This is a genomic window from Mesorhizobium sp. C120A, from assembly GCF_030323105.1.
In the GTDB taxonomy this organism is placed as follows: domain Bacteria; phylum Pseudomonadota; class Alphaproteobacteria; order Rhizobiales; family Rhizobiaceae; genus Mesorhizobium.
This window is the reverse complement of sequence record NZ_CP100476.1, coordinates 6,366,986-6,387,318: the sequence shown is the minus strand read 5'-3', so window position 1 is coordinate 6,387,318 and position 20,333 is coordinate 6,366,986. Positions and strand designations below refer to the sequence as shown.

Below are 20,333 nucleotides of genomic sequence, written 5' to 3'. Positions count from 1 at the left end.
CAACACCGTCCGGCTGAAGGTTTGGAAGGGATTCATCGTGGTCGGCCGCAAGGGCCCGAACAGGCTTCCGCCTCCACACCTTCAGGAGATTTCGGTCCACGACCAGCGCGACGCGCAGGGCTTCGTCACTGTACACGCTGACTGCTCCCAGGCGCCCCGGCCCATGGCAAGTAGCGGAAACGGACGGGAAAGCGCCCGCCCGGGGGGGCGGGGCGGGCGCGGTTTCGCATGGGTTTTCTGGATCAAACGAAGGTGAAGTCCGACGCGGTCAGGCCTAGGTCGGCCACGGTGACTACACCGCCCAGGTGGGCGAACTCGTGCGCGCTGCCGTCGGCGGTGACATAGGCCAGAGTTGCAACTCTGTCAGTGTAGCTGCTTTGGTAGACAATGATGTCGCCGGCGTGCTCGCCGGAGATCGCACTCGCCGCCTCATTAGCAGAGTTGAAAGATTCACCAGTGATCACCACGACGTGTTCGCCGTTCGCACCCGACGCCGCACCGCTGTAGAAGCTGCTCACCGGGTAGCCGGACTGTATGCTGGCGTTGTTGACGAAGTTCGCGCCAAAACCGTCGTTGTAGAGGCCTACCGCATCGAAGGCGAACTTGTCCTCCGCCGGGTTGAAATCGGTGATAGTGGTAATGTCCGACGTCGACCCGACAACCCCAGGCACCGGATTGTGGAACTGGAACACGAACGTGTCACTGTCGCTGCCCCCGGTCAACGTGTCCTGGCCGTCACCCACGTAGAGGACATCCTGGCCGGGTCCGCCGCTGAGCCTGTCATTGTCCTCACCGGAGACGCGCGCGTTGAAGCGGCCGTTGTCGCCGGAGAGATCGTCCCAGCCATCTCCGCCGAAGATGCGGTCGTTACCCTCGCCGCCGATGGCTCGGTCACTGCCCGCGCCACCCGAGATCTCGTCGTTGCCGCCACGACCGTCAAGCCAGTCACCGCCCTGGTAACCCTCGATCCAGTCAACACCCTCGGTGCCGAGGAGTGTTTCGGAACCCGGGCCACCTTCGATAATCTTTGCCATTGAAAATACTCCTAATGATGCCCCTGCCTGAGTCGTTCATATTCGTCATCGGACAATTGGAGAAATCGATTGCTTGGATAGGCATACATTTACGAAATGGATGCATTCTCGTTCACTTCGCCCTTCTGCTGAGCAGTTGCGGGCTCGCAGGCGGCGGGGACACGCCCCAGGCAATCGGCCCGAACATTCACACTCAAAGAACGGTCCAGGAAAACTTGGCAACCGGTCGTCCTGGTTGGGCCGCCCTCGGAAGAACGGGCATGGGGCTGTGTTGCCGAGTCGCGCCGGCACTGCCCATTGCGAGCAATGGAACGTTAGGGAGCGCGTTCGCGCGAGCCGAGATCGGAACCGACAGGCGCACCAGGTAGTACGAAATGCCGGGTTCACCAGGATTTCTCCGACCACCCCGCTAGTCGGGTGCTGTATCTTCTCACTAGGAAACGACGACAAAGTGTCCGGACGCTACAACCGCACCGGAGAGATTCGTGAAGGTCGCCCAGGCTCCGGCTCCTCCCACAAAGATCACGCTCGCCAGAAGGCCCGCAACCAGGTGCCGGCGAATGGACTCGAAACGTCATTGTTCTGATGAATGCCGGACACCGGGATCCTCCATGTCAGCGCGCTCTGCCACGTTATCCTGTGTAGACTCGATGGCCTTCAGGACTTTGGAACGCGCACCGAATGATCGCTGCCGTCCACCTTCCATCACCAACACCAAATCGACGGCGCGGATGGCGCTCGGCCGATGGGCGACGACAACCGCAATGCCCTTGCGCTCGCGCACGGAGGCGATCGCATTAACGACTGCAGCTTCGCCTTCCGCGTCGAGATGGGCATTGGGTTCATCCAGCACGACAAGGAAAGGGTCTCGATAAAGGGCCCGCGCAAGACCGATAAGCTGACGCTGCCCGGCGGAAAGTGCCGATCCGGCCTCACCAATCGGAGTTTCGTATCCGTGCTCAAATCGGAGGATCAGTTCGTGCGTGCCCGCTGCTTTCGCCGCGGCGACAATAGCCTCAGGGTCAGGATCATCTTCAAAACGAGCGATGTTTTCGGCAATGGTGCCATCGAACAATTCAACACCTTGTGGCAGATAGCCGATGTGACGGCCTAGTGCTTCCCGGTCCCATTGATCGAGGCTTGCGCTGTCGATGCGAACCTTCCCGGCGACCGGCGTCCATGCGCCGACGATGGCGCGCGAGAGTGTCGACTTGCCCGAGCCCGACGGGCCGATGACCCCGAGTGCGCTTCCCGCCTGAATGGCAAACGCAAGGCCGGCCACCGTCGGCTTGCTTTCGCCGGGCGGAACGATTGTCACGCTTTCGAGGCGCAGTTCGCGTTCAGGTGCAGGCATTAGCATAACAGGAGCGGTTTCAGGAACCTTTTCCAAGAGGTCCTCCAGCCGCGCCCAACCCTGGCGCGCCATGAGGAAGGGTTTCCAGCTTGAAATGGCGAGGTCGACCGGAGCCAGCGCACGCCCCATCATGATCGAACTGGCAATCATGACCCCGGCCGTAGCCTCTTCCCTGACGACAAGGTACGCACCGACGGCAAGAATGGCCGATTGCAGCAGCACGCGCAGCGACTTTGAAATGGCACCCAGCCCACCTGCCACGTCCCCAGCTTTCCGGTTGGCGGCCAGACACTTGGCATTGGCCTTTTGCCATCGGGCAGCGATCCGCTTTCCAAGACCGAGAGCTTGCACGACCTCGGCATTGCAACGCGCTGCTTGCAGCAGACCATTGCGTGCCATGTTGTGGGCAACGGTATCGCTTATCGGCCCTTGCGAGAGAGTGTTGGCAAGGAGTGTCAGAGATGTGAGACCGACCGCCCCGATAAGTGCCGTCATGCCGATCCAGAAATGAAGGAGGAAGCAAATGCCAAGATAAAACAGCATCCATGGCAGATCGAAGAACGCTGTCGGACCGTTTCCACCTAAGAAGCCGCGAACATTGTCGAGATCGCGAAGCGGCTGCAAGCCGTCGCCCGGCATGCGCGTTGAAAGCGGAAGGCGAACGATCGCATCGTGAACGCGTCCGGAAAACTGTCCATCGAAACGCTCGCCAATCCGCAGCAGCACGCGGGCGCGCAAAATGTCAAGCAGGCATTGGAACGCATAAAGCCCCGCAGCAAGCACGACGAGCCCCACCAGCGTGGATACGCTGCCACTTGCCAGAACGCGGTCATAGACCTGAAGCATGAACAGCGGCGAGATGAGCGCAAGCACGTTGACCACGCCGCTGATCAACACAATGCCCCAAATCGCGGAAGTCAGAGGGAAGGGTCTCAAAGCTGAATCCTTTAAGGAATGGTTGTCACGTAAGTCTCCGGAGGCTGGCGACCCAGCTCCCTATATTGCTCCCCGACCGGCAACCGACTGCATCCGCTCGCTGGTTCAGGATCAGTGCTCCCGCCGAATATGTTTGGTCCCGGCGTTTAATGGAGCGGGTCAACAACACCGTCCGGCTGAAGGTTTGGAAGGGATTCATCGTGGTCGGCCGCAAGGGCCCGAACAGGCTTCCGCCTCCACACCTTCAGGCGCGTTCATATTCGTCATCGGACAATTGCAGAAATCGATTGCTTGGATAGGCACACATTTACGAAATGGATTCACTCTCGTTCGCTCCGCCCTTCTGCTGAGCAGTTGCGGGGTCGCAGGCGGCGGGGGATCGCCATCCATGCCTCCTCTCATAGTCGAGGGGGGGCAGTTTCTCAATTTGGGGACAACTGAGACGTCCGGTGCTCTTAGGCAGAGGAATCATCCGAGATCCCTCCTGCAACATCATTTCCCGCATCCACAGGCTTGCCGGATCACTATTGTGGAGCGCAGGCCATTGAACGGCCTCCGTGAATGCGGGAGGAAGTGGCGGCGGAAGTTTGACAATCCGCAGGGGTGTTGTTTTTGCGAAATGCTGCGCCAGCCGTAAGGGCATGGTCCCGATCCGGCTGGTGCCTGATACAACGGGCGGGATCAGGCTAAAGCCGTGTACGACAACTTCGATGCGTCTCTCGAAACCGTGCTCGAGCAAATACCATTCCTCCATGGAGAGCTGCCGGGTGTCCCCGAATTTGAACACAACCTGCCCCATCGATAAGTATCGCTCCAATGTAAGTGGCTCTGATAGCTGCTTGTTCGTGCCGCAGCCTACGCACACGAGCATATCTTCGAACAGGGCTGCGCGAGGATGTTTCGACATGAATACTTCCGGCATGATCAGAAAATCAACGTCGCCGCGCCGGAGAAGCTCCTCGGGATCGTCGGAAATAGGGAGACATTCAAAGCGGACGGCGGGAGCTTCCCGCGCAGCACGTTCTACGATCTTCTTAAAAAATACGAGCGTGATGTAATCGGAAAGGATAATCCGGAAGCGACGATCCGATTGGGCTGGGTTGAAGGCGTCCCAGGAAATAATCGATAGCTGGATGTGCAGCAATGCCTCCCTGACTGCTGGGGCGAGCCCCTCAGCGCGAGGCGTCAAAATGAGCTCGCGGCCGCTCATCGTAAATAGCTCATCGCTGAAATAGGCGCGTAACCGAGCAACGGCGGCGCTCATTGCCGGCTGGCTCAGGTTAATACTGCGGGCCGCCGCGGTGACTTTACGTTCCCTGACCAGAGCGTCCAACACAACGAGGAGATTCAGATCGAGTCCCTTAAAACGCATGTCTTGATCTAGGCGGCGTGTGAATGGGTTGCGACCAAACATTCAATTCGAATGGTGAGTAGCGTCAACGCATCAGCCTTCGACGAAAAAGAGCAATCGAAAAGAAGAAGGGCAAAACTGTGTATATGCAAAGCGCGCCGATATGCAGGCCCATTTTGTCAATCGGACGGCCAAGCATCGCTGGACGAATGAGGTCGATTGCATGTGCGAGCGGTAATAAGGAGGCAGCATACTGAAAAGCGCCGGGCAATTGGTTGATCGGAAACATCGCGCCGCAAAGGAACAGCATGGGTGTAATAACAAGCGTATTATAAAATATGAAATATTCATAACTGGGCGCAAGCGCCGTGACGACCATCGCTAGACTCGCGAAGGCGAGGCCATTGAGAGCGATGACTGGCAGCAAGCAGAGGATGGATGGCCACGATGCGTAGCCGAGCGTGGTGGCAACAATAGTGATTGCTGTGCCCGCCATGAGGGCCTTCGTGGCTGCCCACGCCAATTCGCCGAGTAAGATATCGCCGAGCGTCAGCTGAGTGCATAGCATTCCTTCCCAGGTGCGCTGGTCGCCCATGCGGCCGAAACTCCCGTAGACCGTTTCAGCGGTCGCCGATGCCATCACGCTTGTGGCAACCATGCCAGCCGCGAGAAACGCAATGTACGAAGTGCCCTCAACAGGACCTATCATTGTTCCGATGCCAAAGCCGAGACCGAACAGATAGATCATCGGATCGGCGAGGTTGCCGAGAACCGATGCAAGCCCGATTTTCTTCCATCCAAGATAGTTGCGGCGCCAAACCGCGACCCAATTCCACGCATTGGCGGGCATGCCCGCCGCATAACGTTCGCCCATTGTTCAGTCCTCCATCTCGCGCCCGGTTAACCGCAAAAACACATCCTCGAGATTGGGGGGACGCTGCAGAAGGCGTAGACCCGTGCGCCCGCGTAGCTGCGCCAGCACCTGCTCCGGATCGGGTGCATAGCAAAAAAGCGTCTCACCGCTCACCTCGATGCGCTGTGCGTACGGCCGGATCAGCGCACCCAGTTCATGCGGATTGCCGCCGTAGACCTCGACCACGTCACAGCCGATCTGCTCGTCAATGAGTTCGGACGGGCGACCTTCGGCGATCTTGCGCCCCTCCTCCATAACGCACAGCCGATCGCACAGCCGCTCGGCCTCTTCCATGAAATGGGTAGTCAAAAGAATGGTCTTGCCCCGCGCCAGCAGCGATCGCAGCCGATCCCAGATCAGGTGGCGGGCCTGCGGATCGAGGCCGGTGGTCGGCTCGTCCATCACCAGCAAGTGCGGGTCATTGATGAGCGCACGCGCGAGCGTCAGGCGCCGCTTCATGCCGCCGGACAGTTCGGCGACGCGCGCATCCGCTTTGTTCTCGAGGCGGGCGAACTCAAGCAGCGATGGTATGACCGCATCGATCTGGCGTCTGCTCATCCGGAAGTAGCGCCCGAACACCAACAGGTTCTCGCGTACAGTGAACGCGGCATCAAGATTGTCGAACTGCGGGACCACGCCGATGCGCATACGTGCCAAACGCGCGCGCGCCGGCACTGGAGCGCCGAGCACAGTAATCTTCCCCGCATCAGGCGATGTCATGCCGAGGACCATACGCGCAATCGTGCTTTTGCCCGCGCCGTTCGGTCCCAAGAGCCCGAAGCATTCCCCCGCCGCAACGCGGAACGACAGCCTGTCGACAACGAGCTTGTCATAAGTTTTGCTTACGTCAGTAAGGTCGATCGCTATCATGGACATGGGTTCATTTTACCGAGCGGGACGACAAAACTGGCGGTTGCTTGGTTCCCTGCCGATCTGAAACTGTAACTCGTCTTCGCCATCCCCGCCGTCGATAACGAACTGATCGACATCACAAGGATCTAGCCGCTGCTCCGCTAAAGCGGCGACAATTGCGTCGAGATTATCGATGGATTGGTAACGCGGATCGTTGTGCCGCTTTTCCTGGTCATCGCAGAAGACGAGCCGTCCATCCTCGACCAGGGCGATCGCCCCATCATGGGTCAGCTTGGTACCACAGATGCGCATAGTGTCTCCACGTTAACGGCGATAGATTCGAGATTCATCAGGAAGCGGAAATCGGGTTCCGGAAACGGACGAGCAAGCAGTCTTCGTTGACCGACTCGCCCCGACACTCAAGCCGCTCTACCTCGATCAACGTTTCGTTCAGCATGGCGATGACCGGCTCAGCACCAGCGGCGTGACCCCAGCGACGGCAATTAGCATCCCTTGCCGATCCGAAGATCAGATGCCCGCCTGGCGCAAGCACCCGCACCAGGTTTTTGATGGCCGCGCGCATCTCGGCTATGTCTCCGAGGTAGTAGAGGACCTCCGCCACAACGATCACGTCAAACAACTCGTCGGTCGAAAACTGTTGAACATCGCAGACTATCCAGTTGATGCGCGACGGCTCCTTTATCCGTTGACGTGCTCGAGCAATCGCTTGCGCCACGACATCGATGACGGTGAGCCCTTGGCAGTAGGGGACTAGTTTTTCCGTGAATGCGCCGGCAGCGCACCCGACTTCGAGGGCATTTGTAATGGAGCCTTGGGCAAGCGCCAGCTGGAGCATTTGCGTGTGGCGCTTCCGCTCGAATGGATTGCCGTCGAGGCGCCACGGATCGTCAGCGGCCAATTCCCGATCAAGCAACTGATGATTCACGTTCTGGGTCAAACTCGTGCACCTCTCGTCCATTAGGTATTGCGGTCAGTCGTCGCCGCAAATGTTGTCCGACAGGACTAATTCCGAAGAATCCCGCGCAAGATTGAGCCTGCGAAGCGGAGCCGAATGGGGCGAGAGTTCTGCCCTGCTGGAACCAGTGATCGGAGCTTGGGTGGGGGCCTGTTTTCCCCCAGTGTTCGATGTAGCGACAGCAGAGCTTCGCGACAGCCAATCGCTATTGCTCAAGGTACACAGCGCGTAGGCCTTCAACGGAAGCAAGAGAAAGACGTTGATGAACGTGTGCAGCGAAAAGCCAAGAAATCGAAATTGTCGAGCACGAAATGCTACCACGCTGCATCGGAGCATGGTCATGGACACAATCATCAGTCCTGTCCACCAAGGCACAGTGCCTGTCAGTGCGAAATGTGCGAGGCCCGTTAATACCGATAGGGCGAGGAGTAGCGCGCCGAGATTCTGTCCGACCACGTCCAACGTGAGATAGCTATTTAGGCTAGGCAGCAAGCGCAGCCCAAGCAGCGTGTCCCGGAATGTGCTTCGTGCCCAACGGAGTTGCTGGCGCAGATACGGTCCGAGTCTGTTCGGAACGACTGTGGCCGCGATGGCGCTCGGAACGTATTCGGTTCGAAAGCCTGCTTTCAGCATCAGGATAGTGAGATGGCGATCCTCACCGAAGTCGCTTGGCTTGCCCCGAAAAAATTGCGACTCGTACTGGTCCAGTAACAAAAGGAGCGCAGACCGGCGGTACATGGCACATGGGCCGCAACAGCACATAACGGCACCGAAGCGAGCCTGTGCCGCGCGCTCCTCGTTGCAAGCCAGCCAGTACTCCATGTCTATCAGCCTGGTCAGCCAGCTCTCGGTTCGGTTACTGGCCGTCAATTGACCCATGACTGCGCCGACCGCTGAATCTCGCATCTTCGGTACAAGCTTGGAAATGACGTCGGGCGCGAGTACCGTGTCTGAATCAACGTTAAGCACCAGATCCCCTGATGAGCGTCGTATCGCGGCGATCTGCGCCTTGCGCTTTCCAACATTCTCGGGAAGCAAAATGATGTCGAACCTGGGGTCGCGCGCGTAGTCTTCGTGGACAGTTCCTAAGGCTTCGCGATTTCCAGAACCGTCATCAACCAAATAGACCCGAAGTCTTCCGGCGTATTCTTGGTCTGCAATGGAAGCCAGGCACTCTGAAAGCGTGCGCGGATCCTCGTTGAAGCAGGGGACGATGACATCCACGCTGGGCAGTTTGTCGGAGCCGACGAGAACCTCCAACCCCGACGAATCCTTTGTCGGCATAGCATAAAGCCCTTGCATGCTCTTATAGGCAGTCGAGAGCAGTGCATAAAGCGAAATGGCCACAGTGCTGGTTGTACCAAGAAGAGTCATGGGATCTCGTTGTTCAGTGATGTTGAGGAAGTGAGCGGATTACAAATCCGCGCTCACGCAGTGCTGGAATCAGCCGGGACAGCGCCGTGACCGTCTGGTCGCGCATGCCGGCGTGAGCGCCCTGGCTCAACTCGCCGGGAGGGCATCCGTCGTGCAAGAGTACAATTGCGCCCGGACGGACGGAGGCGAGCACTTTATCGATAATCGCCTCGACTCCAGGGCGAGACCAATCTCGAGGGTCGACGGACCAATGAAGGGCCGCCAGCCCGGCGATCTGTGATGCTGTGCAGACTTCTTCGCTCCAGGCGCCGTAGGGCGCGCGAACAAAGCGGACCGAGGCCTGCGGGCACGCTCTCATGATGGCGTCGTTCGCTTCAAAGACCTCACGTTGCACTTCGCCGAAACCGCATTGGTACAGATCCGGATGAGACATCGTGTGGTTGCCTACCTCGTGCCCTTCTGCGATCATCCGTTGGATTAGATATGGGTGCTCTAAGGCGTAGGCGCCGATGACGAAGAAAGTCGCCGGCACTCGCTGCTCTGCCAGCACGTCGAGAATCTCCGGTGTGAAAAGTGGATTGGGACCGTCGTCAAACGTCAGATAAACGCTTCGACGGCCGGTGCCGTCAGAGCACTCACGGCGCACTTCGTACAAGCAATCGGACCGGCTCATAGCTCTGGTCCGTTCCGATCTATCATCGTGCCCGTGGGCCATTCGCTGATCGGCCGTCCAACTGGCAGAACAATTGTGAGTGCGTCATCGATGCGTGTGGGCGGCAGGTCGAGGCGGGCCTCTGGTCGGGTGGAGCGCACGCGAATTCCCGACAAAACGGCCATAGGGCTGTATCGCCGTCCGAACCTCTCAACATGATTCCGCAGCGCGTCCCTGACCGTTCCGAAAGCGAATGGAACGCCAAGCTCCTGCAGTATTGGAAGCATGACATGGATTGAATGGGCGATTCCCAGACCCTCAAGGTCCGGACGTACCCCGTACAGGCCCAGTTCAGCCACCAACAGGTCGACCGCGTCGACCTTGATGAAACGGCGCAGTATGCCCATGTGAGCCGCTACACCGCTTGAATCATAGGCGATTACGCGGAGTTCAGGCCTGGCTCCGGCCCAGCTTCGACTACCTTCGAACGGTTCTGCGTTGGACGCCCCAGTCGGCCCGTACGTATCACGAAAGAACTCGGCGAGCTTAACGTGATCGGAGAGCTGCAACTCGTTTTCCCAGCACAACTTCCACTGCACCTGATGGCGCATTCAGGACCTCTCTTCATATTGGTTTTTGCGGCCGCATTACTCGACCAAAGCGGCGTTGTTGGCTGCACTCAGCCGTTGTCGTTGGCGAAGGTGAGCCAGACACTCTCTCGAAGTTCCGGCCCGTGTCGTCGATTTGAGCTTGACGTCGCTCATTTACGTTCCTCTAATGCATGGCTCGTAAATTCGTAAAATTGATTGTTTGAATGATACGCATCCACACGTTGGATAGAACATGACATGCGTTTTAAAGGGCTGGATCTAAATCTCCTCGTTGTGCTGGACGCTCTGATGAGGGAGCGTAAAGTCACTGCCGCGGCTCGCAGTATCAACCTGAGCCAGCCGGCCATGAGCGCCGCCGTTGCTCGGTTACGCGCCTATTTCAACGATGAGCTATTTACGATGAACGGCCGCGAGCTCATTTTGACACCGCGCGCCGACGGGCTCGCTCCAGCAGTCCGGGATGCATTGCTGCACATCCAGCTATCGATTATTTCCCCCGACGCCTTCAACCCGGCCCAATCGGATCGCCTCTTCCGAATCATGCTTTCCGATTACATCACGCTCGTATTTTTTAGGACGATAGTAGAGCGCGCTGCGCGGGAAGCTCCCGCCGTTCGCTTTGAATGTCTGCCTATTTGCGACGACCCCGAGGAGCTTCTCCGGCGCGGCGACGTTGATTTTCTAATCATGCCGGAAGTGTTCATGTCGAAACATCCTCGCGCAGCCCTGTTCGAAGATAAGCTCGTAGGCGTAGGCTGCGGCACGAACAAGCAGCTGTCGGAGCCACTTACATTCGAGCGATACTTGTGCATGGGACATGTTGTGCTCAAATTCAGGCACACCCGGCAGCCCACCATGGAGGAATGGTATTTGCTCGAGCACGGTTTCGAGAGACGTATCGAAGTTGTCGTACAGGGCTTTAGCCTGATCCCGCCCGTCCTGTCAGGCACCAACCGCATCGGGACCATGCCCTTACGGCTGGCGCAGCATTTCGCAAAAACAACACCCCTGCGGATTGTCCAACTTCCGCCGCCACTTCCTCCTCCTGCATTCACGGAAGCCGTCCAATGGCCTGAGCTTCACAATAGTGATCCGGCAAGCATGTGGATGCGGGAAATGATGTTGCAGGAGGCATCTCGCCTGGCGCCTTTGCCTGAAATCATTGAGCGTCTCGGGCACGCCGATCCGACCTTTCGTTTCTTGGTACCGACTGCCACCTCGAAATCGCGTGCGAAGTCCCGGAAGATGTTGAGCCCCACCTAATCACCGCCTGTAAGACAGGCTGATCAGCATGTTCGACAAGCGCCGGCGCGGCGCGTGTTACCTACGTTCTGGGGCTGATCTCAGGCGAGTTGCTCGTCGAGGATGTGTGGCAGAGTGATGCCAGCTGCCTTGATTGCCCGCTTTGGCCGTAGGTGGTGACGACGCGAGCATTCTTTTCGATGGCGGCTTCTGGAGGCGGACGCGATCGCGTAGGAGCGGTTGCCCTTCGGGCGTCGGGCCTTTGGCCCGGCAGAGCGGCGCAGTTCCTTGCTAAGTGCGAGGGGCCGGAACGAGCAGAACACACGCCCGGGCTGCTACTGAATTGACTGCCGCCTCGATTTGCGTGCGAAGTCCCAGAAGATGGTTAGCCCGGTTAAATTCCTACCTTGCCGGCTGTGCCGCGGCTTTTCACGTGCAGCCAGGCGAGGAGATGGCGGTCGACGAGGTCGACCCCAAATGGACTGTGCTGGCCTCGCTCGGCTCTTGCCGTGCGGGATCATTGACCACACCCCCTGCACGAGAACGTGGGGCATGTTGGCAAGTGAAGCCGGTGGAGGTTGACGCTGCGGATCTAGGCAATCTACCTCGCGCTTCCGCCTTCATATATTTTCCGGCAGATGGATGTCGAACGGCAGAAATGTCTGTCCGGGTGTTTCAGCGGTGCCGGTCTCGATAGCCCGTGTCATCAGCGTTATCAGCTCCTGGCAAAGCCGGCGCATTGGCGTGGCGACCGCCATCGTGACGATGTTATCTGCAAGCGCTGCCCGAGACTCAGGTGTGATTTCATTCACGATCGCGACGAGATCCCGACTTTTGCCCTCTTCTCGGAGCGCGGAGATGGCGCCCTCCATGCCGCCGCCGGCGACATAGAAGCCGACGAGCTCGGGCTCCCGCTGCATGAGATCAAGCGTTGCCTCGTAGGTGATCTGCCGTTTCTCGAGGTTCATGACCGGATCCAGCACCTCGAACGTGGGCGCGTTCTCACGGCAATAGGAGCGAAAGCCGACGTCACGGAGCTCGTGCCCCTGGAAACGATGGCTGCCGACAAACACCGCCACTTTGCCGGGCCGTTTTGCGACCTTGGACACCATCCAAGCGGCCGTGCGCCCCACCTTGCGGTTGTTGAGGCCGATATACCCCTGTCGCACGCCGGCGGCGAAGTCGGAAAGCAGCGAGAAAACCGGAATGCCCTTGGCCTTGAGGTCCTCAACCGCTGCTGTGATTTTCGGGTGGTCCGGTGCCACCATCGCGATTGCATGGCAGCGTGCGCCCAACTCCTTGAGCGGCGCGATCAGGTCGCTCGGCATATGTGACGGGGCGAATTCGACGAGCGGAATGCCGTGGAAGGACTGGGCCAAATTGACCGATGCTTCGACCTCGCGCGCAAAATCTTGGTAGAAATGCTGGGCCGGTTTTCTCAAGATGAAGCCCAGACGGTAGTGCGGTAGGTCTCGCCGCAACCGCTGCTTGATTAGCCCGGCAGCATGATAGCCGATCGCCTGGGCGGCGTCGTGGACCCGCCGCGCGGTCTCCTCGCGCACCGGATGGCGGGCGTTCAGAACCCGATCGATCGTTGCTACGCTGACTCGGGCTTCGCGGGCGAGATCGGCAATTGTGGGGCGCTTGGTCATAGGTCCTATTCTGATTGGTTTTTGACGCGGGCCGGCTCTCTGTCCGCCTAACGCGTTTCGGTTTCGGGTGGCAAAGTGAAGACGTCCCCATACGAATGGGCACAGCGTGTTGGACGAACATCATTGCAGACGTAAACCGGCCGGGTATACTGAAAGGCTCATTCGCTTAAAGGGCGGTGACGATTTGCACTCACACATTTAGCGCTTCTGATACATGGTCCGTGAGGAGCCGTTTAGAGGCTGCGGGTCGGTCGTTCAGTTATGTGACCAGCTAAGCGACTTCACAGGTCGTGGGCCGCCCACCTTACTTGCAGGAGGGTAGCCGGTTTGATGCCTCGGTAAGCTGATGACCGCTGAAGGCAGCTTTCATCTGTGCTCGGTCCAACTCTCCTTCCCAGCGTGCGACGACGAGGGATGCCACTGCGTTGCCGACGCAATTCGTCAGCGCCCGGCATTCGGACATGAATCGGTCGATGCCGAGTATCAGTGCCATCCCAGCAACGGGAACACTCGGAACTACCGCGAGCGTAGCCGCCAGGGTGATGAAGCCCGCACCTGTCACACCTGCAGCGCCCTTGGAGGAAAGCATTGCTACGAGCAGCAGCAGCACCTGATCGCCGATGGACAGATCCGTGTTCGTCGCCTGTGCGATGAAGAGAGCCGCTAGCGTCATGTAGATATTCGTGCCGTCCAGATTGAACGAATATCCGGCCGGGATGACGAGACCCACAACCGAACGCCTGGCGCCCGCCTTCTCCATTTTCTCCATCAGCGACGGGAGCGCCGCCTCCGAGGAGGACGTTGCGAGGACAAGCAGCAGCTCTTCCTTGATGTAACGAATGAGAGAACAAATCGAAAAGCCGTTGTAACGGCAGACTGCGCCGAGAACCCCGAACACGAAGAGGAAGGCGGTGAAATAGAACGTCGCGACCAGCATCGCGAGGTTGACTACCGAACCGATGCCATATCTGCCGATGGTGAAGGCCATCGCGCCAAAAGCGCCGATCGGCGCGGCCTTCATCAGAATTCCGACGAGCTTGAAGACAGGCACAATGAGCGCCTGGAGGAAGGAAACGACAGGCTTGCCCGTCTCTCCGGCCATCGCAAGCGCCATGCCGAACAGAACCGAGAAGAACAGCACCTGCAGGATGTCGCCTTCCGCGAAGGCACCGACGATCGTTGGCGGGATAATGTTCATCAGGAAGCCGGTGACCGACTGCGCTTTGGCTTTTGCGGCATAGGTATTCACGGCCTGGACATCGAGCGAGGCCGGATCGATGTTCAGGCCGTCGCCAGGCTGGACGACATTGGCGACGATGAGGCCGACGATCAGCGCGAGCGTTGAGAAGGTGAGGAAATAAACCATTGCCTTGCCGGCGACCCGGCCGACCTTATGAAGATCGTTCATGCCGGCAATGCCGGTCGCAATTGTCAGGAAGATGACAGGCGCGATGATCATCTTGACCAGCTTGATGAAGGCATCACCCAGCGGCTTCAGGCTCTCGCCGGTCTCCGGATAAAAATAGCCAATTGCGACGCCGAGCGCGATGGCGGCAAGCACCTGGGCGTAGAGCTTGGTGTACAAGGGTTTGCGGGGCGCGGGACTCGCGCCGCGGACTTGTGCAGCTGACACTGTTTCTCTCTCCCTGACCGGATCGAGGTGGCGTGACTTCTCCCGGGCTTCTCCCTATCGCGGCGCTCCGGTCGAACGCTGCACCAACGCCGCCGCAATACCCATGCCAGATGAATCCGATCACCTGAACTGATGTGGGCTCGCCAATGATGGAGGAATGCGGTGTCAGACCAGCGGGCAAGGCCGCGGTCCCAACGCCCTTGATGGTCTGTGGCAGAGTGCCGCCGGTCGATCCCTCTGGCTAGCGGTTTTGCTGCACAGAGCGTGGTGGGTTCCTCGTTGGCCGGCTTTGGACCGGGCCCCATCGTTGGCGCCAGCGCGTACCAATAGGTCGCCTGTTCAAGGCCGTCCAGATGACAGGCTAACTTACCCCTGTTCGGAAGCGCTCGTTTCTAGACAGCCTACGACCATGCAGCCACTGCAATCACAGAATAAATTCGGACGGCCTTTTGGACGACCCATTTTGCAAATCAACGCCCGCAGCAGGGGCAGCCGTTTTCAAGCGGTCGCATCGTAATCTGTTCAGACTTTTCGATACGCTCATTGAGTGCGCCGATTTCGGCCCCAGGCCGGTGATGGTGCTGACCACGACGATGCGATTCAGAAGTTGCGAGCACCGCCTAGGAAGTCGTACTCAACGCCAGCTTCGCGCCTTCACACCCGACATCGCCGCCGCCTGATCAACTCGAGAAAGATGGCGGTTGCCGCAACCGACCAGTGCCGTTGGCGGTTATTATCGCTCCCGACCCTCCTTCGCGGGCGCTGGTGAATGGCACGGCCCCGCATTTACACTCCGCGCGGTCAGCCGCTCGGGCAACGCATGGCCGGCCCAGGTATTTCTGCTTCATCGCAAAGATAGAACTGATGAATCCTATCATAGGCCGCGAGGTTTCCTTTCACAGATGAAAGAAAGCTCGATTGACTATGCCGCCTCGCTCCAGTCTTTTGAAAACAACGTGTGTTTGCCCGGGGCAAGCCAATAACATGGCCAAGCCTCGTGGAGGGAGTAGCCAAGCGATGCGTCAGGGCTAGACCCGCTTTGCACTCGACCACACGGCGGCGGCACGAGTTCACGTCGGAGCATTTTCGCGCGTGCCCACGATGTCGCGGCGCACATGCCGCCAGCCTAGATTTGATGGCGCGAGATCGAGGATCACATGCACCACAACATTAGCAAGTCAGAACAGAATGCCCGCGACTGCGGCATATCGCTGCCGAATGCGATAAAGGGTTGTCCAAAGTCCGACACGAATCCTGCGAGTGTGGCATTGCACGAGCGCGCGCTAACCGGCATCTTCGAAATATCGAAAGTACTCGCCGATGCCGCCCGGCTCGAACTCAAGTTGGCCAAGGTAGTCGATCTCCTGCACTCGTTTGTGCAGATGCGGCACGGCATCATCGCTCTCTGCGATGCCGAGGGCGGACTGGACATCACAGTGGCCAGCGGCTGCGGCACGAACGGCAATGAGCCCTCCCGCTCGCGCCTGCCGCGCAACGCCATCGACCAGATTGTGACGACCGACACGCCGCTTGTCGCCGACGACATAGTGATGCATCCGACCTTCACTGCCGCTGATATCGAGGTGCTTGGGGCCTCCGACACCGTGTCGTTCATCGGCGTTCCCATTCGTGTTGATGGGAACGCCATAGGCGCGCTGACTTTGGACCGGGTTTTGGAAAGCAGGTCAAGCTATCGGCTCGACGATGATGTCCGGTTGCTTACCATGATTGCCAACATGGTGGGACAGACAGTCAAGTTGCATCGTTTCTCCGCGGTCGACCGCGAGCGAACGCCGGAGCTGGAACATCGGCTGCAAACGAAATTTTCTGATGTTAAGCACCCTGCACCCCGGCGCAAAAAGGTCCACGTCGAGGGGATGATTGGTGACAGTCCGGCGATAAGCGCCCTGCTGGAGAAGATCGCGGTCGTAGCGAAGGCAAAAACCACAGTTCTGTTGCGAGGTGAGTCCGGTACCGGGAAGGAGCTGGCTGCCAAGGCAATTCACGAGTTGTCGCCGCGCGCCAAGCGGCCCTTCGTTAAACTCAATTGTGCAGCGCTCCCAGAGACAGTCCTGGAATCCGAATTGTTCGGTCATGAGAAGGGTGCCTTCACAAGCGCATTCAATTCCCGCAAGGGGCGTTTTGAGCTCGCTGACAAGGGGACGTTGTTTCTGGATGAGATCGGCGAGATCTCGGCCTCGTTCCAGGCAAAGCTACTGCGCGTGCTGCAGGAGCAGGAGTTTGAGCGCGTCGGCAGCAATCAGACCATCAAGGTCGATGTTCGCGTGATTGCCGCCACGAACAGGAACCTGGAAGAGGCGGTTGCAAGGAATGAGTTCCGCGCCGACCTATACTACCGCATCAACGTGGTTCCCTTGCTGGTACCAGCATTGCGCCAAAGGCGCAGCGATATTCCGCTCCTCGCAGCTGAGTTTCTCAAGAAGTTCAACGACGAGAACGGCTGTACGCTCACCTTCGATCCGCGTGCGATTGAAGTGCTGATGAAATGTGAGTTTCCCGGCAACATTCGCGAGCTTGAAAATTGCGTGCACCGGACAGCGATCCTGGCCGAGGGACTGTCAATCGGGAGAAACGACTTTGCCTGCTCCCAAGGCCAATGCTTTGCCGAGGCGCTGTGGAAGTGCAGATCGGGCAAGGCCGCGCTGCAACCACCGCCGATCATGCCGGAGTCAGCGAATTTGGCCACGCCCCCGGACGAGGCCGCCAGTTCGGCCGCGACTAACCCACTTGCCGGCGCAACCCACCCAATTGGCGCGAGGACGCCCGATATAGAGCGCGTCATTGCTGCCATGGAAAGATGTGGCTGGGTGCAGGCAAAGGCAGCGCGCTTGCTTGGGCTGACCCCGCGCCAGATTGGCTACGTGCTGAGGAAATACGGCGTCGAGATCAAGCGTCTTTGAAAGCATGACCCTGGGCATGAGCTGAGCAGCTTAGCGCCTTGGCGCCTTGGCGCCGCGCAGCGATGCAGATCCGCGTGCGCGTCAACTCGATTCGACCGAGGACAGGTGGCTGAATTGCCATGTCAGCCGGCGCTGCGACCATTGTGTGAAAGGCAACCCTGCCATCGTCCAATCCCGTCCGCCATGTTGCTCTCGTTGCGAGCTCATGCGGATGCCCCTGTGTGACTGAAACGGAGTTCAATATGTCCGACGCAAAACTGCAAACTGTGCTTTCGGCTCTTTCGCAAGTGACACGACAGTTGGATGCTCTGCCGTCCAACGGACCAGCGCCGGACGCAAATTTTATCAAGCTGAATACGAATGAGAACCCGTTTCCGTTGCCGCCAATCATAATGCAAAGTGCAGTGGCGGCCCTCAAGCGCCAGTATCTATATCCGGATGACGATAACTTCAGACTGAGGGAAGCAGCGTCCAGCGCCTATGGCGTTTCCAGGGATCAGGTCATCGCTGGCAACGGGTCGTCTGAACTGCTCGGACTGATCTACAGAGCTTTCCTCGCACCCGGCGACAAGGTTGCGATGATGTCGCCAGGGTTTTCGTTCAACCGCAAACTTGCCATGCTCCAGGGCGCTGAGTTCCTCGAAATCGGATGTCAAGCTCATTCCCTGCCAATGGAGCAATTGCTTTCTGGTCCGGCAAAAGACGCCAAGTTTATTATGTTGGCCAATCCAAACAATCCGACCGGAACATTCCTCCCGATAAGCGATATCGAACGCCTCGTAGCACAATCGGACCGCTTGATTGTCCTCGATGAGGCCTACGTCGACTTTGCACCCGATCACGGACTGCGCCTCATCAACCGGTATTCGAACCTTCTGATCTTGAGGTCATTCTCGAAAAGCTATGCCGCCGCCGGCATTCGCGTCGGTTTCGGTTTCGGTCACCCTGAAATTATTGGAAGGCTGCGAAACATCCAGAACGTCTTCAACATGAACGTGATCGGGCATGCCGTTGGTATCAGCGTGCTTGCGCATCGCGGCGCCTACGCAGACAACCACAAGCACATCAAGGATGAACGAGAGCGAGTGACAGTTGCACTATCGCAACTCGGATTTTCCGTAACACCCTCCCGCGCAAATTTCTTGCTGGCCCGTGTGCCCGCGGGACAGGACGGCTCATGGTGGCAAGCAGCATTGGAGAGGCAAAAGATACTTGTCGCGTTTTTTCCGGACAAAGGCTTGGAACACTGTATCCGCGTCAGCATCGGCACAAAAGAGCAGATGGATGAATTTCTTGCTGCCGCTGGCGACATTGCTGGAAGCTTAACGGTGCCAAGCTCCAGAGGCAGGGAAGCGTCAGGCTCTGCTTCTTCGTTACGCTGACGCTAATCGGCGATCACACACATCTCTTCCGACTTGCTGGTGATCCCAGCAAGAAAACAGCCTGCTTTTAAAATCGGGGACTTAAAGAGTGACAAACGTCTTTCCTTCAAACCTGGCTTTCGGCATCTTCGATCATTTGGATGAGGATGGCCGCGATATAGGCCGGCAGTACGAAGATCGCCTGATATTAGCAGAGGCGTGCGATCAGCTGGGGTTCTATGCCTATCATCTCGCAGAACACCACTGTACTCCCCATGGGAGAGGTCCATCGCCGAATCTGTTCTTATCGAGCGTCGCCCAGCGCACCCGGCGCTTGCGTCTCGGACCCTTGGTGATGCTGCTTGCGCTTTATCATCCGCTGCGTGCGTTCGAAGAGATCTGTATGCTGGACCAGTTGAGCGGTGGCAGGCTCGAACTGGGCATAGGGCGCGGTGCTCTCCCGACCGAATTGGGCTACTTCGGGATTGGTGCGGACGCGGTGCCGGGCCGTTATGCCGAAGCCAGCGAAATTCTTATGCAAATACTTGTGAATTCGAGGGAGGTCGGCACGCTATGCTATCAAGGCCGCCATTTTGATCTCAATGACGTTCCTTTGACGCTAAGACCTCATCAGCGTCCACATCCGCCCACATGGGTCGCTGCCAATCGACCCGAGTCCACAGCTTGGGCCGCTGCGAATGGAACAAATATCGCGTGTGTAGGACCTTCCTCTTCTGTTCGCAAAACTACTGATGCGTTCCGCGCCTATCGAGAGGACAACGCAGGCGGGGAGGATCAAGGGAGATTTGTCGGATTGCTCCGCATGGTCGTGATTGGGCGTTGTGACACACATGCCTATTCGCTCGCGGCACCTGCTTACGCACGCTGGCTCAAGAGCTTCCAATTCCTTTACGAGCTTAACGCTATCCCCACTCCACCAAACTTGCCGCTGACCTTCGATGCGGCAGTCGAGAGTGAATTGTGCGTGGTAGGATCAGCAGAGTCTGTGCGAAAAGCTCTGCTAGATCAGTTGGAAGAGGCAGGTGCCAACTACCTGCTTTGTCAAATGGCATTTGGAAATCTGCCGCTAGATGCTTCCCTTTACACCGCGAGGACCATTCAATCCGAAATCATGGCTCGACTTGGCTGACCATGTGCTCGAGCTTGCACGTGGTGGGGCGGGCAATCGGGAGGAGGCCAAACTGACGACGAGCAGGCGGCACAGAATACCAGCTTTGTGCGTTGGCTGGCGTCTGGGCCATCGTGTGAACATGCACGATCCTAAGGAGAGGGTAGCCGAGCGCGTCACGATGCCGGCACGCGTCTGCTCGTCGCGCTGGCGCTAGTCGTTGCCCATAGCCAGCCGCAGGAGGTTCTTCTCGCCCGGGGCGGCGTCGGTGCGGCGCCCACTAATCCAGCTTCATCAGCGGCCCGTCGGTGGCAAAGCCGTCACTCGCTACGGCGCTATTGA

Annotated in this window: 14 protein-coding genes and 4 pseudogenes; 4 read left to right on the top strand and 14 right to left on the bottom strand. The window is 58.5% G+C overall.

Annotation, left to right across the window (positions count from 1 at the left end; all coding sequences use genetic code 11):
• Positions 1–242: 242 nt before the first annotated feature.
• From NL532_RS30935 to NL532_RS30885, 11 genes and pseudogenes are all read right to left on the bottom strand, one after another.
• Positions 243–1,034 (bottom strand): calcium-binding protein, encoded by a 792-nt coding sequence (locus NL532_RS30935; RefSeq protein ID WP_023673926.1) that lies wholly within the window; start codon positions 1,032–1,034, stop codon positions 243–245.
• A gap of 369 nt (positions 1,035–1,403) precedes the next feature.
• Positions 1,404–1,634, bottom strand: a pseudogene (locus NL532_RS30930) (HlyD family type I secretion periplasmic adaptor subunit); the annotation flags it as partial.
• Complete coding sequence (locus NL532_RS30925) at positions 1,609–3,324, bottom strand: type I secretion system permease/ATPase (protein WP_286487858.1); 1,716 nt, start codon at positions 3,322–3,324, stop codon at positions 1,609–1,611. The pseudogene NL532_RS30930 and the gene NL532_RS30925, both read right to left, overlap by 26 nt.
• 430 nt (positions 3,325–3,754) lie before the next feature.
• A pseudogene (locus NL532_RS30920) lies at positions 3,755–4,696 on the bottom strand (LysR family transcriptional regulator); the annotation flags it as partial.
• Between the two features lie 64 nt (positions 4,697–4,760).
• A complete protein-coding gene (locus NL532_RS30915; RefSeq protein WP_023698293.1) occupies positions 4,761–5,549 on the bottom strand; it encodes an ABC transporter permease in 789 nt (262 codons plus the stop codon).
• A gap of 3 nt (positions 5,550–5,552) precedes the next feature.
• Entirely contained in the window at positions 5,553–6,464 is a 912-nt protein-coding gene (nodI, locus tag NL532_RS30910) for a nodulation factor ABC transporter ATP-binding protein NodI (protein ID WP_023685034.1), read from the bottom strand.
• Between the two features lie 54 nt (positions 6,465–6,518).
• A pseudogene (locus NL532_RS30905) lies at positions 6,519–6,752 on the bottom strand (carbamoyltransferase N-terminal domain-containing protein); the annotation flags it as partial.
• A gap of 37 nt (positions 6,753–6,789) precedes the next feature.
• A complete protein-coding gene (nodS, locus tag NL532_RS30900; RefSeq protein ID WP_023755874.1) occupies positions 6,790–7,419 on the bottom strand; it encodes a nodulation methyltransferase NodS in 630 nt (209 codons plus the stop codon).
• A gap of 12 nt (positions 7,420–7,431) precedes the next feature.
• Positions 7,432–8,790: a chitooligosaccharide synthase NodC gene (gene nodC, locus NL532_RS30895; RefSeq protein WP_023829773.1), complete on the bottom strand. Its 1,359-nt coding sequence runs from the start codon at positions 8,788–8,790 to the stop codon at positions 7,432–7,434.
• Positions 8,791–8,803: 13 nt separating this feature from the next.
• Positions 8,804–9,463, bottom strand: coding sequence for a chitooligosaccharide deacetylase NodB (gene nodB, locus NL532_RS30890; protein WP_023672235.1), 660 nt, complete (start codon positions 9,461–9,463; stop codon positions 8,804–8,806).
• The gene (locus NL532_RS30885; protein WP_023694280.1) at positions 9,460–10,053 is read right to left on the bottom strand and encodes a NodA family N-acyltransferase; all 594 of its coding nucleotides are present in this window, start codon (positions 10,051–10,053) and stop codon (positions 9,460–9,462) included. Before NL532_RS30885 ends, nodB begins: the two co-directional genes overlap by 4 nt.
• A 237-nt stretch (positions 10,054–10,290) precedes the next feature.
• Between NL532_RS30885 and NL532_RS30880 the strand changes: the two genes are divergently transcribed.
• Positions 10,291–11,316, top strand: coding sequence for a LysR family transcriptional regulator (locus NL532_RS30880; RefSeq protein WP_023685028.1), 1,026 nt, complete (start codon positions 10,291–10,293; stop codon positions 11,314–11,316).
• Positions 11,317–11,396: 80 nt separating this feature from the next.
• Here the strand turns inward: NL532_RS30880 and NL532_RS32490 are convergent.
• The 3 genes and pseudogenes from NL532_RS32490 to NL532_RS30870 all read right to left on the bottom strand — a co-directional run.
• Positions 11,397–11,624 (bottom strand): annotated as a pseudogene (locus NL532_RS32490) (IS1634 family transposase); the annotation flags it as partial.
• A 291-nt stretch (positions 11,625–11,915) separates the two neighbouring features.
• Entirely contained in the window at positions 11,916–12,947 is a 1,032-nt protein-coding gene (locus NL532_RS30875; RefSeq protein WP_023672231.1) for a LacI family DNA-binding transcriptional regulator, read from the bottom strand.
• Positions 12,948–13,251: 304 nt separating this feature from the next.
• Positions 13,252–14,580, bottom strand: a complete 1,329-nt coding sequence (locus NL532_RS30870; RefSeq protein WP_023727109.1) for a dicarboxylate/amino acid:cation symporter — start codon at positions 14,578–14,580, stop codon at positions 13,252–13,254.
• A gap of 1,157 nt (positions 14,581–15,737) precedes the next feature.
• On the opposite strand from NL532_RS30870, the gene nifA reads away from it, so the two are divergent.
• The 3 genes from nifA to NL532_RS30855 all read left to right on the top strand — a co-directional run bounded on the left by nifA (position 15,738) and on the right by NL532_RS30855 (position 20,012).
• Complete coding sequence (nifA, locus tag NL532_RS30865) at positions 15,738–17,501, top strand: nif-specific transcriptional activator NifA (RefSeq protein ID WP_023685026.1); 1,764 nt, start codon at positions 15,738–15,740, stop codon at positions 17,499–17,501.
• A 242-nt stretch (positions 17,502–17,743) separates the two neighbouring features.
• Complete coding sequence (hisC, locus tag NL532_RS30860; protein WP_023829772.1) at positions 17,744–18,883, top strand: histidinol-phosphate transaminase; 1,140 nt, start codon at positions 17,744–17,746, stop codon at positions 18,881–18,883.
• A gap of 88 nt (positions 18,884–18,971) precedes the next feature.
• A complete protein-coding gene (locus tag NL532_RS30855) occupies positions 18,972–20,012 on the top strand; it encodes an LLM class flavin-dependent oxidoreductase (RefSeq protein ID WP_081726232.1) in 1,041 nt (346 codons plus the stop codon).
• Positions 20,013–20,333 lie beyond the last annotated feature (321 nt).

Coding starts and splice junctions, on each gene's coding strand:
- NL532_RS30935 (WP_023673926.1), bottom strand. CDS start 1,034: ATGGCAAAGATTATCGAAGGTGGCCCGGGTTCCGAAACACTCCTCGGC.
- NL532_RS30915 (WP_023698293.1), bottom strand. CDS start 5,549: ATGGGCGAACGTTATGCGGCGGGCATGCCCGCCAATGCGTGGAATTGG.
- nodI (WP_023685034.1), bottom strand. CDS start 6,464: ATGTCCATGATAGCGATCGACCTTACTGACGTAAGCAAAACTTATGAC.
- nodS (WP_023755874.1), bottom strand. CDS start 7,419: ATGGACGAGAGGTGCACGAGTTTGACCCAGAACGTGAATCATCAGTTG.
- nodC (WP_023829773.1), bottom strand. CDS start 8,790: ATGACTCTTCTTGGTACAACCAGCACTGTGGCCATTTCGCTTTATGCA.
- nodB (WP_023672235.1), bottom strand. CDS start 9,463: ATGAGCCGGTCCGATTGCTTGTACGAAGTGCGCCGTGAGTGCTCTGAC.
- NL532_RS30885 (WP_023694280.1), bottom strand. CDS start 10,053: ATGCGCCATCAGGTGCAGTGGAAGTTGTGCTGGGAAAACGAGTTGCAG.
- NL532_RS30880 (WP_023685028.1), top strand. CDS start 10,291: ATGCGTTTTAAAGGGCTGGATCTAAATCTCCTCGTTGTGCTGGACGCT.
- NL532_RS30875 (WP_023672231.1), bottom strand. CDS start 12,947: ATGACCAAGCGCCCCACAATTGCCGATCTCGCCCGCGAAGCCCGAGTC.
- nifA (WP_023685026.1), top strand. CDS start 15,738: ATGCACCACAACATTAGCAAGTCAGAACAGAATGCCCGCGACTGCGGC.
- hisC (WP_023829772.1), top strand. CDS start 17,744: ATGTCCGACGCAAAACTGCAAACTGTGCTTTCGGCTCTTTCGCAAGTG.